16 protein-coding genes are annotated in these 16,374 nt (G+C 71.2%); 3 read left to right on the forward strand and 13 right to left on the reverse strand.

The annotated features are described in order from the left end of the window. The 9 genes from AB0B89_RS27460 to AB0B89_RS27500 all read right to left on the reverse strand — a co-directional run. Nucleotides 1-272: hypothetical protein (locus tag AB0B89_RS27460; protein WP_358558601.1), on the reverse strand; the 272-nt coding region annotated here is incomplete at its 3' end. Further along, nucleotides 269-1,435 (reverse strand): glycoside hydrolase family 15 protein, encoded by a 1,167-nt coding sequence (locus tag AB0B89_RS27465; protein WP_358558603.1) that lies wholly within the window; start codon nucleotides 1,433-1,435, stop codon nucleotides 269-271. The genes AB0B89_RS27465 and AB0B89_RS27460, both read right to left, overlap by 4 nt. 39 nt (nucleotides 1,436-1,474) lie before the next feature. After that, nucleotides 1,475-2,740, reverse strand: a complete 1,266-nt coding sequence (locus AB0B89_RS27470) for a sugar ABC transporter substrate-binding protein (protein WP_358558605.1) — start codon at nucleotides 2,738-2,740, stop codon at nucleotides 1,475-1,477. 28 nt (nucleotides 2,741-2,768) lie between these two features. Next, complete coding sequence (locus AB0B89_RS27475; RefSeq protein WP_358558607.1) at nucleotides 2,769-3,575, reverse strand: carbohydrate ABC transporter permease; 807 nt, start codon at nucleotides 3,573-3,575, stop codon at nucleotides 2,769-2,771. Then, nucleotides 3,568-4,497: a sugar ABC transporter permease gene (locus tag AB0B89_RS27480; protein ID WP_358558609.1), complete on the reverse strand. Its 930-nt coding sequence runs from the start codon at nucleotides 4,495-4,497 to the stop codon at nucleotides 3,568-3,570. The genes AB0B89_RS27475 and AB0B89_RS27480 overlap by 8 nt, the downstream gene beginning before the upstream one ends. After that, nucleotides 4,494-5,705 (reverse strand): ROK family transcriptional regulator, encoded by a 1,212-nt coding sequence (locus tag AB0B89_RS27485; protein ID WP_358558611.1) that lies wholly within the window; start codon nucleotides 5,703-5,705, stop codon nucleotides 4,494-4,496. The genes AB0B89_RS27480 and AB0B89_RS27485 overlap by 4 nt, the downstream gene beginning before the upstream one ends. Before the next feature lie 194 nt (nucleotides 5,706-5,899). Next, nucleotides 5,900-7,651, reverse strand: a complete 1,752-nt coding sequence (locus AB0B89_RS27490) for an alpha-amylase family glycosyl hydrolase (RefSeq protein ID WP_358558613.1) — start codon at nucleotides 7,649-7,651, stop codon at nucleotides 5,900-5,902. 9 nt (nucleotides 7,652-7,660) lie between these two features. Next, on the reverse strand, nucleotides 7,661-8,554 hold the full coding sequence (locus tag AB0B89_RS27495) for a carbohydrate binding domain-containing protein (protein ID WP_358558615.1): 894 nt from the start codon (nucleotides 8,552-8,554) through the stop codon (nucleotides 7,661-7,663). A 383-nt stretch (nucleotides 8,555-8,937) separates the two neighbouring features. Then, nucleotides 8,938-9,702, reverse strand: a complete 765-nt coding sequence (locus tag AB0B89_RS27500) for an ATP-binding protein (RefSeq protein ID WP_358558616.1) — start codon at nucleotides 9,700-9,702, stop codon at nucleotides 8,938-8,940. 256 nt (nucleotides 9,703-9,958) lie between these two features. Here AB0B89_RS27500 and AB0B89_RS27505 point away from each other — a divergent pair, with 256 nt between their 5' ends. Next, entirely contained in the window at nucleotides 9,959-10,339 is a 381-nt protein-coding gene (locus tag AB0B89_RS27505; RefSeq protein WP_358558618.1) for a response regulator transcription factor, read from the forward strand. Between the two features lie 51 nt (nucleotides 10,340-10,390). Here the strand turns inward: AB0B89_RS27505 and AB0B89_RS27510 are convergent, their stop codons facing one another. Then, nucleotides 10,391-11,080 carry a response regulator transcription factor gene (locus tag AB0B89_RS27510; protein WP_358558620.1) on the reverse strand — a complete coding sequence of 230 codons (690 nt, stop codon included), beginning with the start codon at nucleotides 11,078-11,080 and terminating at the stop codon, nucleotides 10,391-10,393. A 137-nt stretch (nucleotides 11,081-11,217) separates the two neighbouring features. Between AB0B89_RS27510 and AB0B89_RS27515 the strand changes: the two genes are divergently transcribed. Beyond that, nucleotides 11,218-13,074, forward strand: a complete 1,857-nt coding sequence (locus AB0B89_RS27515; RefSeq protein ID WP_358558622.1) for a DUF4118 domain-containing protein — start codon at nucleotides 11,218-11,220, stop codon at nucleotides 13,072-13,074. Between the two features lie 125 nt (nucleotides 13,075-13,199). Here AB0B89_RS27515 and AB0B89_RS27520 read toward each other — a convergent pair whose 3' ends face one another. Next, complete coding sequence (locus AB0B89_RS27520) at nucleotides 13,200-13,937, reverse strand: ribonuclease HII (RefSeq protein ID WP_358558627.1); 738 nt, start codon at nucleotides 13,935-13,937, stop codon at nucleotides 13,200-13,202. A gap of 59 nt (nucleotides 13,938-13,996) precedes the next feature. Next, nucleotides 13,997-14,365 carry a helix-turn-helix domain-containing protein gene (locus tag AB0B89_RS27525; RefSeq protein WP_358558624.1) on the reverse strand — a complete coding sequence of 123 codons (369 nt, stop codon included), beginning with the start codon at nucleotides 14,363-14,365 and terminating at the stop codon, nucleotides 13,997-13,999. Between the two features lie 95 nt (nucleotides 14,366-14,460). On the opposite strand from AB0B89_RS27525, the gene AB0B89_RS27530 reads away from it, so the two are divergent. Continuing rightward, complete coding sequence (locus AB0B89_RS27530) at nucleotides 14,461-15,132, forward strand: NAD(P)H-binding protein (RefSeq protein WP_358558626.1); 672 nt, start codon at nucleotides 14,461-14,463, stop codon at nucleotides 15,130-15,132. A gap of 6 nt (nucleotides 15,133-15,138) precedes the next feature. Here the strand turns inward: AB0B89_RS27530 and AB0B89_RS27535 are convergent, their stop codons facing one another. After that, nucleotides 15,139-16,308 (reverse strand): ROK family protein, encoded by a 1,170-nt coding sequence (locus AB0B89_RS27535; protein WP_358558629.1) that lies wholly within the window; start codon nucleotides 16,306-16,308, stop codon nucleotides 15,139-15,141. Nucleotides 16,309-16,374 lie beyond the last annotated feature (66 nt).

The following is a 16,374-nucleotide window of genomic DNA, read 5'->3' on the forward strand; positions in this document are numbered from 1 at the left end:
GGCGCCCGTACACCATGCTGTACATCGGCCTGGTGGGCCTGGCCGGCGGGCTGCTGAACGACCCCCGGGCCGTCCGATGCGCGCACCGGGGCCAGGTCGAGCACGACGGGCGGGCCGCCGTCGACGGTCCACTCGCACACCACCGACCGTACCGAGGGAGCCGCCCTGACCCGCAGCTCCAGCGGGTCCCCGTCGACGGGGAACGCCGGGACCCGCTGGTCCTCCGTGGTGGCGTAGGGGTGTCCCGACCCCGTCGGGCGATGGCGGATCATGGCGTCACTCCCAGTTCGCCGGCGAGCATGAGGTACATCCCGTGTGACCAGAGCAGCGGGGTGGCGACCGGGCCCCAGCGCTCGACCCACTCCTGCCGGCGCACGGGGGCGAGCAGGAGGGTGGAGACCTGCTCGGGCAGCTCGCCCTCGGCGTTCGCCTGCGCGGCCATCCATTCGAGGTAGCGCATGGCCTCCGAGGGGCGGCCCGCGCGCGCGTGGTTCAGGCCGAGGAAGCCCGAGAGCAGGATCCACCGGCCGCCGCCGTAGAAGGTGTCGCCGAGGTAGCGGTGGACGCCGCCCTCCCGGGCGAGCCGCCGCTCGACCTCGGCGACCGTGGCCGCCGCCACCGGATGGCCCGGCGCGTACAGCCCGAACGGGTGGACGCAGGCGAGCAGGCTCGCGTCCACCGCGTCCGTGCCGAGCCACTTGGTCAGGTGGCCCCGGGTGGTGCTCTCGGGCCTCCCGGCGTCGCCGGTGGTGTCCTCGGCGCGCGCGACGCCCTCGGCCGCCACCAGCGCGGCGATGCCCTCGACCGCCTCGGCGGCGGCCTCGGCCAAGGCGCCGTCGAGCGCCTCAAGGGAGATCGCGGCCCGCAGCCCCGCGTGGATCGCGCCGAGCGTCGACACGTGCCGGTGCTCGACGTGCTCCTCCCACCAGTCGTAGCAGGGCCGGTCCCAGAACGCGGTGAGGTAGCGCGTCGCGACCCGCACCGCCCGGTCGGCGCCGGGAACCTCGGCGCCGTGCCGCTCGACGTGCCGGGCGAGCGCCCACATCCAGGCGCCGTAGCCGTCGAGCTGGTGGTCCCACCACTCGTCGGTGCCGTCCTCGCCGTCCAGCGTGAACCGGGTCGGGAGCATCTCGGCCGCGCTCACGGCCTCGCCGCACCCGGCCCGCTCGACCAGCGAGGCCACCTGCCCGGCCCGGGCGCCGACCACCCGGGCACTCCACGCGTGGAACCTGGTCGGCCCGTCGGCCTGGTCGTTGCGGCTCATCCCCTCCGCGATGAAAGCGCCGTCACGCAGCCACGAGTAGCCGCTGTAGGCGGAGAAACCGGGACACGCCGGGTAGGCCCCCGAGGGCGACTGATGCGTGTCGATCACATCGATGCTGCGCGAGACGAGCTGGGACAGCCCGGCCCGGGTCACGTCGCGTCCTGCACTCACTGGGTCAGATCTCCTGCTTGGTGGGGTACGGGCGGGCGCCTAACGGAGCAGCTCGTCGACCTTCGCGGCGGCGGCGGCGAGGGCGTCCTTGACGCTCTCGCGTCCGGCGGCGGCGTTGCTCAGCTCCTTGGTCACCGCGTCCTGCATCTCCTGCTGGCGCTTGATGACGGGCGGCAGGGCGATCGACTTGAGGGAGTCGAACACGGCCTGCCGGTTGGCCGGCACCGGGTCCTTGAGGTACCCGGCGAGCACCGCCTGGTCCGAGACGGGCGGCAGCTCCCACGAGGAGGCGATCCTGGTGGTGGCCGCGACGCCGGACGAGCTGAGGAAGCGGGCGAAGGCCCAGGCCTCCTTGCCATGCTTGGTCGTCGCCGAGGCGGCGACCGCGTTGTGGAACACGGCGCTGGCCTTGGTGGCGTCGCCGGGCTCGACGACCACGTCCCAGCCGAACGGCACGTCCTTGAGCCCGGCGAACTGCCAGATGCCGTTGTGCCACATCGCGAGCTTGCCCGACTTGAACAGGTTGGTGTCGTAGTCCGCGGTGCCGCCGATCTCGGCCTCGGTCGGCATGGTCTTGCCGACCTTGTCCACCAGCCAGGTGGCCGCCTTCTCGCCCGCTGGGCTGTCGAACGTGGCCTTGGTGCCGTCCGCCGACAGGAACTCGCCGCCCGCCTGCTTGAGCGTCTTGTAGAACTCGAAGAACTGCACCGGCTGGAAGTCGCCGTACACCTTCTTGCCCTTGTCGGTGAGCTTCTGGGCGGCGGCCTGCTCGTCGGACCAGGTCCACTCGGCCGTCGGCTCGGCCACCCCGGCCTTCTTGAACAGGTCCTTGTTGTAGATCAGGACGACCGTGGAGAAGGACGCGGGCAGGGCGTACTGCTTGCCGTCGTGCCTGAACGCGGCCAGCGACTCCGGCGCGTACACCGAGTCGTCGCCGTCGCCGGAGACCGTCCCGAGGTCGAGCAGCGAGCCCGCGGCGGCGTAGGTCACGAAGTTCTCGTAGTTCAGCTCGAACGCGTCGGGCGCGGTGCCCCCGGCGATGCTGGTCTGGAGCTTGGTGAAGTACTCGTCGTAGGGGGCGGTCTCCACCACCACGTCCACGTCGGGGTGCTCCTTCTCGAAGGCCGCGACGATCGTGTCGAGGTCTTTGACGTGGTCGGGCGCGGCGGAGAAGGTGAAGTAGCGCACCGTCACCTTGCCGCCCGGTGTGCTCTCGGCGCTCTTGGTGGCCGAGCCCTGCGCGCAGGCCGTGGCGAGCAGGCCGGCGACCAGGGCCGTGGCCGCGGCCTTCATGATTTTGGACATGTGGTTCTCCTGGGGGGTCTTGCTTGTCTTACTTGAGGCCTGACTGGGCGACGCTGGCGATGACGTGCTTCTGGGCGAAGACGTAGAGGACGAGGATCGGGACCACGCTGATCACCGAACCGGCCATGACGACGTTCCACTCGGTGGTGAACCGGCCGTGCAGCGAGGCCAGGCCGAGGGGGATCGTCATGAACTCCGGCGACCTGATGATCACCAGTGGCCAGAGGTAGCTGTTCCAGCTGGCCATGAACCCGAAGACCGTGAAGGTCGCGAGCGCCGGCCTGATCAGCGGCAGCACCACGTGGACGAAGATGCGCAGGTGCCCGGCACCGTCGAGCACCGCCGCCTCGTCGAACTCCCTCGGCACCTGGGCGATGGCCTGCCGCAGCAGGAAGACGCCGAACGCCGAGGCGATGCTCGGGGCCAGGATCGCGAAGTAGGTGTCGACGAGGTTGAAGGAGCGCATCTCGATGAACAGCGGCACGACCAGCACCTGCAGCGGCACCATCAGCGTGGCCAGGTAGACCGCGAACAGCGCGCCCCGGCCGGGGAAGGGCAGCCGGGCGAAGGCGTACGCGGCCATCGCGCTGGTGACGAGCTGGAGCAGGGTCGAGGCCGCCCCGATCCAGGCGCTGTTGAGCAGGATCCGCCAGAACGGCAGCGTCTCCAGCAGCCGGCGGTAGGCGTCCAGCCCCGCGTTGTCGGGGGTGAAGTCCGGCGGCGTGCTGAGCAGGGCACCGTCGGGGGTGAACGAGGTGACGACGGCCCACGCGAACGGGAACAGCATGACCAGCGCCCCGGCGACCACCACCAGGTACCTCAGGTACCTAGCCATAGTGGACCCACCGCCTCTGCGCGCGGACCTGGAGCTGGGTCACCAGCAGGACGACGGCGAACAGCAGCCACGACAGCGCCGAGGCGGCGCCCGCCCTGCCGTACCTGAAGGTGAGGTCGTAGACCTGCTCGACCACGACCTGCGTGGCCCCGCCCGGCCCGCCCTTGGTCATGACGTGTACCTGGTCGAACACCTGGAAGCCGTTGATCAGCGAGATCACGACGACGAAGAACGTCGAGGGGGAGAGCAGGGGGAGGGTGATGTGGCGGAACCGAGAAAGGCCCGTCGCGCCGTCGACGCTCGCGGCGTCGAGGTACTCCTTCGGGATCGCCTGCAGCCCGGCCAGCAGGATGATCATCACGAAGCCGAGGTCCTTCCACGCCGAGGCGAGGATGATCGACGGCATCGCCCACGCCGGGTCGGTCCACCAGCCGGGGCCGTGGACGCCGAGCAGCCCGAGCGCCCAGTTCACGATGCCCCCTGAGGGGTTCAGCAGCCACTTCCACAGCAGCGCGACGACGACCCAGCTCGTGATGACGGGCAGGAAGTAGATCGCGCGGAACAGGTCGCGGCCCGCCATCGCCCGGTTCAGCAGCAACGCGAGCCCGAGGCCGCCGGCGTACACCAGCGGGAGGTAGCCGGCGATGAAGGCCAGCGTGTGCAGGAACGCCGCGCGGGTGCCCTCGTCGCCGAGCAGGTCGGCGTAGTTGCCGAACCCCACCCACTTCATCGGCGTGATCAGGTCCCACTCGTGAAGGCTCGTCCAGAACGAGGCGGCCATCGGCGCGAGCGTGAACAGCGTGAGCGGGATCGCGCTCGGCAGCAGGAACAGCGCGACGGTGCCCGCGTAGCGCAGGCGCCGCCTCGGCGCGCGGCGGGCGGGAGCGACGGGCGCCTCGGGCCGGGCGGCGGTCATGGTCATGGGGTCGCCCCGATCAGGCGGGCGCGGACGAGCCTGCCCTGTTCGCCCGCCGCCCCCGCCGCGTCGAACGGCGTGGCGAGCACCAGCGCCGCCGCTCCCTGCGCCCAGCTCGTGTCGTCCCATCCCTCCACCTCGACCGCGATGTCACGCCGCCCGGGAAGCAGATGCGCGCGGATCGCCCGCTCGAAGCCGGCGTTCCAGAACGGCCAGTCGGCCGTGCCCTCGCCGAGCATCACGACGACCTCGGGGTCCACCACGTTGATCAGGCCCGCGGCGGCCCTGCCGAATATCGCGCCGGCCTCGGCGAACACCTCCCGCGCGGCCTCCTCGCCCGTCGAGGCGGCGCGTCCCAGCTCGTCCACGGTCGTGACGGTGAGGCCGCGCGCGCGGGCAGAGGCGAGCAGCCCCGACGCGCCCACCAGCGCCTCCAGGCACCCCGTCGTACCGCACCCGCAGACCGGGCCCGCGGCGTCGACCGGCACGTGGCCGAACTCGCCCGCGCCGCCCCTCGCGCCCCGGTAGACGCGCCCGTCGGTGACGATGGCGGCACCGACGCCCCGGCCGATCGTGACGACCAGGAAGTCCCCGTGCGTACGTCCCCTGCCGTACAGCCTCTCGGCGGCGGCGAGGGCGTTCACGTCGTTCTCGACCAGGACGGGCAGGTCGAGGCGGCGTCGCAGCCGCTGTCCCACGGGCACCGCCCGCCAGCCGAGCGTGGGCGCGTCGACCGTGCCCACGGCCTGGTCCTCGACGCTGCCGGGCACGCCGACGCCGATGCCGAGGAGCGGCGGGCCCGGCTCGGTGGCCGTGCGCGCGACGGCGGCCGCGACGGAGTCCGCGAGATCGTCCAGGGCGGTCGGGGCGGCCGTGTCGATCGGCCGCTCCCACGAGCCGAGCACCTCGCCGTCGAGCCGCACGTCGACGATCACGATGTGGTCGGTCATCACCTTGACGCCCAGGGCGCGGCCGGCGCTGCCGACCAGGCCGAGCTTCTGCGCGGGACGGCCGCCCTTGGAGCGCTCCAGCTCAAGCTCCACCAGCATGCCGTGGCCCATGAGCTCGCGGGTGAGCTGGGTGACCGTGGCCGGGCTGAGGGTCAGCCGGCGCGCGATCTCGGTCCTGCTGAGGGGGCCGACGGTGCCTAACAGGGCGAGGATCGCGGTGCGCGTCAGGTCACCGCGGTCCGTGCTGTAACGATGAACGGCCATCGGTGGGGGGTGCTTTCTTTGGGAGTAAATTTAGCTGTGAAGGTACGGCTCCCATATCGGCGGCGTCAAGACCCCCGCACAGATCTGTTCACGGCCAGGTGAGACCCCGGAACGGCGGGGGCGCGTGCGCGCCCCCGCCGTTCCGGGGTCCTTTCCGCTCGGAGTGCTATTTCGGATACGTTCGCTCGGATTCGCTACTTCAGGTACGGGCCCGCGACGCCGATCTTGCCGGGGGCGGGGTTGCCGGGCAGGGTGAGGACGTAGGCACGCATGTTGCCCTTGCCGCTCAGGGCGATCGCCAGCGTCCCGTCGGTGACGGTCCTGACCTCACCGGTGACCGCGTCGGTGTAGGTGCCGTTGGGGACGCCGGTGAAGGTCGCGCCCTCGGAGACCGTGACGAGCACGAAGCTGTCGACGCTCCCGCTGGTGAAGCGCCGTTTGTAGGCCATGCCCCCGCTGACGCCCTCGGTGGAGTACTGGCCCTTCTGGAGCGCCGGGATCGCCCTGCGGATCTGGTTGAGCCGCTGCAGGTGCTTGACCAGCGGCTGGTTCAGCGTCTCCGCGACGGCGCCGGTGGCCGAAGAGACCACGCCGAAGTCGCTCGCGGTGACCGTACCCGCGATCTTGTCGCCGTAGTACGCGCGGCCGGTCGTCGCCAGCGGGCAGGTGGGGCCGCAGTCGATCGGCTTGCCCTTCTGGAACTCGATCTCCGAGCCGTAGTACAGGGTCGGGATGCCGCGGAAGGTCCACATCAGGCTCATGTTCTCGGCCCAGGCGTCGGTGCCGCCGGTGTAGCGGACGTTGGACTTGTTGGGGCCGAAGTCGTGCGAGTCGACGTAGACGGTGTTGTACGTCGCGTCGTTGTAGCTGTCGTCGGAGTCCTTCCCGTTGCGGAAGGCGTTGCCCGCGTCGCCGAAGTTCTGGTGCATCCGCATGTCGATGACGTTCATGCCGGAGAACTTCGAGTGGTCGGGGGCGTGGTAGACGTTGCCCTTGAGGAACGCGTTGTCGCTGGTCGGCTGGCCCGCCGGTCCCATCAGGTTCTCGTAGTCGTACTGCTCGACCACGGCCTTGGCGTCGTCGGGGTCGAACTCCCTGCGCTCCTTCCAGGTGTAGAACTGCGGCGAGTGGTTGACCGAGCCGTGGTTCCACTTGTCGTTGACGAACGCCGCGACCTCGCCGAAGACGTAGAAGTCCCTGCCCTTCTCGCCGTGATTCTCCACGGCGTGCTTCTGGAGCGCGGGCAGGAAGCGGCGGTTCCACATCAGGCGCGAGATGTGCACGGCGGTGTCGACGCGGAAGCCGTCGACCCCCATGTCGATGAAGCGGTTGTAGGCGTCGATCAGGTAGTTCTGGACGTCGGCGTCCTCGGTGTTGAAGTCGGCCAGGTCCTCGTGCAGCCAGCAGCTCTTGGAGTCCGCGCCCTCCCAGTTGCCGATCCAGCAGGTGTGATAGTACTTCGCCGGGAACATGCCCGAGGTGGGGCTGGGCCACTGGCAGTTGTAGATGGTGAAGCCCTCGGGGCTGACGTACTGGGTGGGCTTGCCCCAGTCCCGGCAGGTGCCGCCCGCGGGCTCGGCCGTGGACCACAGGTCGCCGTTGTACGGCCGGCCCTTGGCCATCTCCTTCTGCGCGGGGGTCAGCTCGGGGTCCTCGCCCTGGCTCTTCACCATGGGGTCGTACTCCCGGCCCGCCTCCTGCTTGCTGTACATCCACCGCCACTGGTCGTCGCGCCTGCCGTACACCGTGGGGGTGAACAGTCCCTTGGCGCCCCAGCGGGAGCTGTGGTTGTACACGACGTCCTGGAAGATCTTGATTCCCTTGGCATGCGCCTTGTTGATCAGGTCCTGGTAGGTGGCGCCGGGCGTCTCCAGCCGGGTGTCGACCCGGTAGAAGTCCCATCCGTGGTAGCCGTGGAAGTCGTAGTCGGACCGGTTGAGCACCACCGGGGTGATTCAGATCGCGGAGAAGCCCAGTCCCTTGACGTGGTCGAGCTTGTCGATCAGGCCCTTGAAGTCGCCGCGGAACATGGGGTCGTTGTTCGCCGCGTTCCCCGACCTGATGTTCTGGCTGCCGCCGCGGTTGTTGGAGGAGTCGCCGTCGTCGAACCGCGCGGTCATGACGAAGTAGATCGAGTCCTCACGCGGGTCGCCGCCCAGCGGCGAGCCCTGGGTCGGCGGCGGGGGAGCGTCGCCCGTCCTCACCGAGGCCGAGGCACCGTACGCGGAGGCGTTGCCCGCCGCGTCGAGCGCCCTGACCTTGTAGGTGTAGGTGGTCTGCGCGTCGAGGCGGGCGTCGTTGTAGGAGGTGCCGCCCGCCGGGAGCACCACGGGCGTGCCGGTGCCCTTGGCCCGGCTGATCTCGTACCCGGCCACGCCCACGTTGTCGGTGGAGGCGGTCCAGGTCAGCGTGGCGGTGGTCCCCGAGGCCGTGACCTTGAGCCCTTCCGGCACCGATGGCGGGGTCGTGTCGGGCGGCTCGGGCACGCACGGCTCGGGGGCGTTCGAGCGGACCACGCCGTCCTTGACGGTGGTACGGCCGAGCCCGATGGCGAAGTCGGCGCCGTTGTTGTTGTCCCAGGTGCCCGAGCCGTTGTTGAACGTCGCCTGGAACGTCCCGGCGCCGCCGAGGTCGACGGTCCTCTTCACCCATCCGGCGCAGGCGGCGTCCATGGCCACCCCCGGGACGGTGGTCCAGGTGCCGCCGATGCCATAGTGGATGTTGATGGAGGTCCAGCCGGTCTTGTAGAAGACGGTGGCGCCGCTTGCGGCCCTCGCGGAGCCGATGGGGACCACAGCGGCCGTGGCCAGGCATAACGCCGCCGCGAACAGGGGTTTGTAGGATCTCATGTGGTGGGTCTCCGGACTCGTGTGGACGGGATCCCGCTGGCCGGGCCGGGTGTTGGCGCACCCGGCTCGGCGGTCTTTCGCGATGTTTCTGGTGTGTTGCCCGGAAGTTACTCATTTGCATGACGCCATGCAAGAGTTTGCAGAAATTTCCTGAAATATTCTCAGAAATTAGGATAGAACGCCCAGAGGCGATGGGTTTCGTGAGGCCCGGAATTCCCGCCCCCGTCATTTCCCCTGAATAGGAGGGGTGGCGGGCATGAAAGTGAAGGGGCGGGGTGGCGGGCATGAAAGCGCCCCCCGCGCCGACGCCGGTACGTCCACGCGAAGGGCGCGGCGCCGCGGACGTCAGACGGAGGCGCCGGGCCCGCCGGCCGCCGCGGAAGTCACGCGGAGGCGGCGGGCGAGGCGGCGTCCGGGCCTTTCGAGGGTCCGTCTTGGGCATGCGGGATCCGCAGGACGAAGCGCGCGCCGCCCGCGGAGGACTCCTCCACGGTGAGGGTCCCGCCGTGGGACCAGGCGATGTCCCTGGCGATCGTCAGGCCGAGGCCGGCTCCGCCGCGGTCACGGCTGCGGGCGGTGTCCAGCCGGGTGAACGGTTCGAAGATGCGCTCCCGGTCGGCCTCCGGGATGCCGTCGCCGTCGTCGGCCACCGTCAGCTCCGCCGCCCCGCCGTCGAGGCGCACCTGGATCTGCACCGTGCTCGTGGCGTACCGCTGGGCGTTGTCCATCAGGCCGGCGATCAGCCGGGCGATCTGGGCGCGTACGGCGTCGACGGTCACCCGGGGGTCGAGCCGCAGGCGCACCGTGCGGGGGAACCTGTTCGGGTGCAGCTGCGCCTGGACCAGCTCCCCCAGGTCCACCGGCTCCCGATCCACGGGCACGCCCGCCTTCAGCCGGGCGAGCAGGAGGAGGTCGGTGACGATCTGCTGCAGGCGGTTGACGTCGCCGAGCGCGCGGTCGAGCAGGCCGATCAGGTCGGTCTCGTCCGGGTGCAGCTGGGCCTCCTCAAGCTGGGCCCGAAGCCCGGCCACGGGGGTGCACAACTCGTGCGAGGCGTCCGTGATGAACTGCCGTTGCTGGTCGAGCAGTCGTTCCAGCCGGCTCTCGCCGTAGGTGATGTCTCCACGGCGCCCGTCAGGCGTCTCCATGAATCGATCGGGAACCCCGTGCTGACCCATTATTCCGCCTTCCGTCCTCGCTGGTCGGGAAGACGTCACCGAGGAGATGTGAGTGACCCGCGGCCTGTCCCGTCTGGCGGGCGGCCCCGCGTCCGGTTCCCACGATGCCGCTCCCGCGGGTCCGCGTCATCGTGGCCAGCCCCCAGCCCGCCTTCACGCCACCGGGGTGCTCATATGGCAGCCAGCAGCAATGCCCTGGAGCGGCCCTCGCTGGAATCCTTGAGATGTGTCAGTGCAATGCTTGATCGTCGACGACAACGCCCAGTTCCTCGTGGCCGCTCGCGACCTGCTCGAACGTGAGGAGATAAGCGTCGTCGGCGTGGCGTCCACGGTCGCCGAGGCGCTGCGCCGCTTCCACGAGCTCAGGCCGGACGTCACCCTCGTCGACATCGGTCTCGGCGAGGAGTGCGGGTTCGAGCTCGTGCGGCGGCTCCTGGAGTCGGCCCGCGAGACGCGTCCGGCGGTCATCCTGATCTCGACGTACGCGGAGAACGACTTCTCCGAGATGATCGCCACGAGCGCCGCCGTCGCGTTCCTGCCGAAGTCCGGCCTGTCGGGAAGCGCCATCCGGAGCGTCCTCCGGGCGGTGGGCGAGGGGCGCGGCTAGCGCGCCGCGAGAAGGGTGATCACCGCAGGCGGGGTGATGCCGGCACGGTGATCAGCGCGATTCGAGAAAGGTGATCACGGCGAGGACCCGCCGGTGGTCGTCCTCGGTCTCCGGCAGCCGCATTCTCGACAGGATGCTGCGGACGTGCTTCTCGACGGTGCCCTCGGTGATCCAGAGCTGGTGGGCGATGCCGGCGTTCGAACGTCCCTCCGCCATCAGGGCGAGCACCTCGCGCTCGCGCGGGGTGAGGAGCTCCAGAGGGTCCTCCCTGCGGCGCGCCGCGAAGAGCTCCCGCACCAGGGCTGGATCGACGACCGAGTCACCGGCCTTGACGCGCTCGATCGTCTCGACGAAGTCGCTCACGCTGGTCACACGGTTCTTGAGCAGGTAGCCGACCCGGTGACCGGTGGAGAGCAGCCCCATCGCGTCCTCGACCTCGATGTGCGCCGACAGCAGGAGGATACCCGCCTCGGGGAACCGCTCCCTGATCTCGCGCGCCGCTTCGAGTCCCTCCGTGGTACATGTCGGGGGCATCCGGATGTCGATGATCACGATGTCGGGCCGGTGCTCGCGGGTCGACTCCAGCAGCTCCGCGGCGTCGCCTGCCTGGCACACGACGTCGTATCCCGCCCCTTCGAGCAGGCTCGCGATGCCCTCGCGAAGCAGGACGTCGTCCTCCGCCAGAGCTATGCGCGTACCCCGTCCGTCCATGGTCCCGTAGTCCCGGAATCGCCTCGTCACACCGCGTCATCTCCGCCAAGCGTACGTCCAGGTGGTGCGCGGCCACCCCGGCGTAACGGCAAGAAATCGCCTTGAACACGCATTGACCAGCACAGACGCGTGTCGATCACATTTCAGGCGACGGGTAAACTGGTCTCGTGCGCGAAGGCATGCTGTCGCCTCTGCTGCGCACGACGCGCCCGCCTCTCGTGCTGGGCATCATGGTCGGCGTCTCGTGCGTGGTGGTCGAGACGGTCCTCTCCTATCTGATCAAGCAGGTCGCGCCCGTCACCTCACTGGGCATGATCTACCTGATCGGCGTCTTTGTGACCGCGACCATCTGGGGCCTCGGCCTGGCCGTGGCGACCGCGCTGGTCAGCGCGGTCGTCTTCCACTACTTCGTCCTGTGGCCCGTCGACGACGGCATCGAGCTGGTGATCCTTCCGACCTTCCTCGTGGTCGCGTTACTGGCCAGCTCCATCACCGGGCTGGCCCGGTCCTCGGCCGCGGAGGTCAGCGAACGCCGCAACGAGGCCGATCTCGCCGCCGACCAGGCCCGTTTCCTGCTGCGCGCCCGTGACCTGCGCTCGGCGCTCCCGGAGGCCTCCCGGCGGCTGGCGCAGGCACTCGACCTGCCCTCCGCCTCCATCGAGTTCGGGATGGCCGCCGCCGACGAGCACCACACGGTGTTCCCGCTGCGCGAGGGCGCCACCGTCCTCGGCACGCTCGTCGTCCCGAGCGGGCTGCCCCAGGGGACCCTGCGCCGCCTGCACAGGCGCATCGTGCCCTCCCTGGAGGGGCTGCTGGGCGCGGCACGCGAGCGCGAGGCCATCGGCAACGCCCTGGAAGCCATTCACGACGAGCTCCGCCGGGTCGCCGAACGGCAGGCCGCGCTGCGGCGCGTCGCGACGCTCGTGGCCCGGGGAACCTCGCCGCAGGAGCTGTTCCAGGCGGTCGCGAGCGAGATGAGCCGCATCGTCAGGGCCGAGCTCATCGCGGTGACCCGGTTCGAGATCGACGGCACGATGGCCCTGGTCGGGCTCTGGAACGGTGGCGGCGGTCTCGACCCCACGCCGCGTCTCGGCTCCCGCTGGCCGGTCGGGAAGGGCGGTGTCGCCGAGCTGGTGGCACGCACCGGGCGGCCGGGACGGGTCGCGCTCGACGGGTCCGCCGTCGGCGGCCTGTCCGAGTGGGCGCGGGGCCATGATCTCGCCTGCGCGGTCGGCTGCCCGATCGTGGTCCAGGGACGGCTGTGGGGGGCGACGATCGCCATGTCGGTGGTCCCGCAGCCCGGCGACGCGGAGGCCCGCATGCGCGACTTCACCGACCTCGTCGCCACCGCGATCGCCAACGCCGAGAGCGTGGCCGAGCTGGCGGCCTCCCGGGCCCGGGTCGTCGCCGCCACCGACGACACCCGCCGCCGCATCGAGCGCGATCTCCACGACGGGACGCAGCAGCATCTGGTCTCCCTCGGGCTCGAACTGCGCCGGGCGGTGCTCTGCGTCCCGCCCGGCGCGCATGAGCTCAGGAAACGCCTGGAGCACGCCGGGGAAGGGCTCGACGACGTCGTCGAGAACCTGCGGGAGCTCTCGCGCGGCCTGCACCCGGCGATCCTTTCGGTGGGAGGCCTGGAGCCCGCCGTCAAGACGCTCGCGCGCCGCTCCGGGGTCCCGGTCGAGCTCAGCATGCGCGATGTCCGGCGCCTGTCCGAGCATGTCGAGGTGGCCATCTACTTCATCGTGTCCGAGGCGCTGACGAATGTCGCCAAGCACGCGCACGCGTCGGTGGTGGAGGTCGATCTTCAGATGAAGGACATCGCGGTCGAGCTCCGCGTCCACGACGACGGGATAGGGGGAAGCGACCCCGGCCACGGGTCGGGGCTCATCGGGCTGAGGGACCGCGTCGAGGCGCTCGGGGGCAGGCTGGAGATCATCAGCCCCCAGGGCGGCGGCACGACCCTGCTCGCCGACTTCCCGCTCGACGGTGCGCGGGGACAGCCCATCCCCGCGCGGTGAGGCGTGCGGGTGACCCGGCGAGGTGCCACGTGCGGGTGACCCGGCGAAGGGCCGTGTGCGGAGGGCCCGGCGAGGTGCCGTGTGCGGAGGACCCCGCGTGCCGGGGCGTACGGCCCGGCGGCGGGCTAGAGCAGCGAGAGCTGGCCCGACCCGGCGAGCGGGTCGCGGCGCTTCCTGAGGTGCCGCCACTGGGGCAGATCATCGAGGTACGACCACGACAGTCTGTGGTGGGGCGTCGGCCCGTGCTCCGCCAGGGCCCGCTGGTGGACGGGGGATGGGTAGCCGGCGCTGACGTCGAACCCGTAGGCCGGATGGGCCGGGGCCAGGGCCGCCATCAGCCCGTCGCGACGCACCTTGGCCAGCACCGACGCCGCGGCCACGGTCACCGAGCGCTGGTCGGCCTTGACCTCGCACCGCACCCGCCACGGCCTGCCGAGGAAGTCGTGCCCGCCGTCGAGGATCACCACGTCGGGCCGCCGGGGCAGGGCCGCGAGCGCACGCAGCGTGGCGCGGCGCAGCGCCTCGGTCATGCCCACCTCGTCGATCTCGCCGGGCCCCGCCTCGCCGATGGCGTGACACGACAGCCAGCCCGGCAGCACCTCGGCGAACCGCTCGCGGTGCGCCCGCGCGAGCAGCTTGGAGTCGGTGAGCCGGACGGGACGCTCGCCCCGTCCGGGCAGCTCGGGCGGCGGGCTCAGGTCGGTGACGGCGGCGCACACCACGACCGGCCCGGCCCAGGCGCCGCGGCCGACCTCGTCGACCCCGGCGATCAGCACGGCTCCGGCGGCGCGCAGCTCGTCCTCGATCTCGTAGCCCGCGGCGCGGCGCGGCGCCACCCTGTGCCCCGACGGCACGGCCTCCATGCCGGGCAGTCCGGCGTCCATGCCGGGCGGTCCGGCGTCCATGCCGGGCAGCGTGCCGGTCACAGCGACGCCTCGTGGGCGTGGCGGGCTTCGAGCAGGGCGGGAAGATGGTCCTTGCTCCAGGCGCGGGCGGCGTCGATGAGCGTCAGCAGGCTGCGGCCGAGGGCCGTGAGCTCGTACTCGACCCGGGGCGGGATCTCGGCGTAGGCGGTGCGGGTGACCAGGCCGTCGCGCTCCATCGCCCGCAGGGTCTGGGTGAGGACCTTCGGCGTGACGCGCCGCAGCGGCACCCGGATCTCGCTGAACCGGCGCGGGCCGTCCTCCAGGCAGAGCACGACCATCGCGGTCCACTTGTCGCCGATCTGGATCGGCATGGCTCCGGAAGGGCACACGGGGTCGAACATCTCGGGATCCAGTCGCCGTGCCATGCGCCCGAGGCTAGCGAAGTATCGTTGAGGTAACCAGTATCTCGTGGATACCGTCTGGCTCGGCAGTGAGACGCACAGCCGGAACGGAGCGAGAAATGGGCGGCATCGTCATCTTCGGAGCGGGCGGCAGGGCCGGGCGGGCCATCACCGCGGAGGCGCGCGACCGGGGCCACCACGTCACCGCGGTCGTGCGTGATCCGGGCCGATACGGTCACCTGGAAGCTGACGGGGTGTCCATCGTGGGGGGCGACGTGACGGACGCGGGGGAGATGTCCTCGATCGTCCGCGGCCACGACGCCGTGGTCAGCGCCGTGTCCCCGGCCTCGGGGCCCGAGGCCCTGGCCCGCGCCGGCCTCGACGACGGCTTCTTCGTCAAGGCCTCGGACGCCCTGGTCCACGGCATGACCGAGGCCGGAGTGCCGCGCCTCGTCGTGATCGGCCTGTTCGCGAACCTGGAGGACGGCCGGGGCGGCCTGATACTGGACGATCCCTCGGCCTTTCCCCCCGAGCTCCGGCCGTTCGCCCTCGCGCACACCGCCGGTCTGGAAAGGCTGCGCGCTTCCGGCGCGGCGGTCGACTGGCTCGTGCTGACCCCGCCCGCCGGGCTGGACGCCGGCGGCCCGAGGTCCGGCCGCTACCGGACCGGAGGGGACACGCCGCCGTGGCCCGAGTCCCCGCACCTGTCGTACGCGGACCTCGCGGTCGCCGTGATCGACGAGGTGGAGACGCCCCGCCATCACCGCACCCGCGTCTCGGTCTCCGACTGAGACGGCCTAGATGGCGGCCGGATGCCGGCGGTGGGAGGAGGCCTTGCCGAGCAGGAACTCGTCCACCACCAGCGTCGCCGCGCCGAGCGCCACCGCGTCGGGGCCGAGCCGCCCGAGCACGATGGAGGCCGTCTCGAACGGCTGGGAGAGGGAGTTCTCCGCGACGGCCTTCTTGATCTTGGTCAGCTCGTGCCGGCCCAGGAGATGCCCGGCCCAGCCGCCGATGACGATGCGCTCGGGGTTGAACAGGTTGATGAGGTTCGCCAGGCCCGCGCCGAGGTAGTCGATCGTCTCGTCGATGACCGGGTCGCCCGACCTCACCAGCTCGGCCAGCGTGGCCTGCTCGCGGGCCATCTCGGCGGACAGCCCGGCACGTTCGAGGATGCTCGCCGCCCCGATGTAGGCCTCAAGGCATCCGCGCGCCCCGCAGCGGCAGGCACGCCCGCCGACCGCGACCTTGGTGTGGCCCCACTCGCCCGCGCTGCTGTTGGCGCCCCGGTAGGTGAGCCCGTCGGTGATGATGCTGGCGCCGACCCCCGTGCCGATCAGCACGACGATGGCGTGCCGCGCCCCCCGGCCGGAGCCGAACCACAGCTCGGCCTGGCCCATGGTCTTGGCGCCGTTGTCCACGTACAGGGGCAGGGGGGTGCCCGCGCGCAGGAGCGCGCCGAGCGGGACCGCGTCCCAGCCGAACGTCTGGGCGTGGATGAGCGCCTCGGGGCCGCTCTCGACGATGCCGGGGACGCCGATGCCGACGCCCATCACCTCGGCGGGGTCGGTGCCGCTCGCGGCGAGCACGGTGTCGACGCCGTCGAGGATGTGCCGCACGACCAGGTCGACGTCGTGCCGCCCGGGGCGCAGGGTGTACTCGGCCTTGGCCAGCTCGTTCATGTCGAGGTCGAACTGCTCGACGTGTACGTGGGTCTCGCCGACGTCTACCCCGATCACGTACCCGAACGCCGGGTTGACGCGCAGCAGCACCCGGGGACGCCCGCCGTCGGACTCCACCAGGCCCGCCTCGACGATCACGTTCTCGGCGATCAGGTCGCCGGTGACGTTGCTGACCGAGGCGGCGCTCAGGCCGGTGAGCCCGCTGAGCTCGTGGCGGCTGGTCGGCCCCGTGAAGTACAGGGTGCGCAGCAGCGCCGCGCGGTTTCCCCGCCGGAGGTCGCGCACCGTCCTGCGTTCGCTCGGCGGACCGCCGTGCGGAGCGCGTGCGGCGCGGGCTCGGCGAGACCCCGC

Origin of the sequence: Sphaerisporangium sp. NPDC049002, assembly GCF_040649355.1 — a bacterium.
In the GTDB taxonomy this organism is placed as follows: Bacteria; Actinomycetota; Actinomycetes; order Streptosporangiales; family Streptosporangiaceae; genus Sphaerisporangium.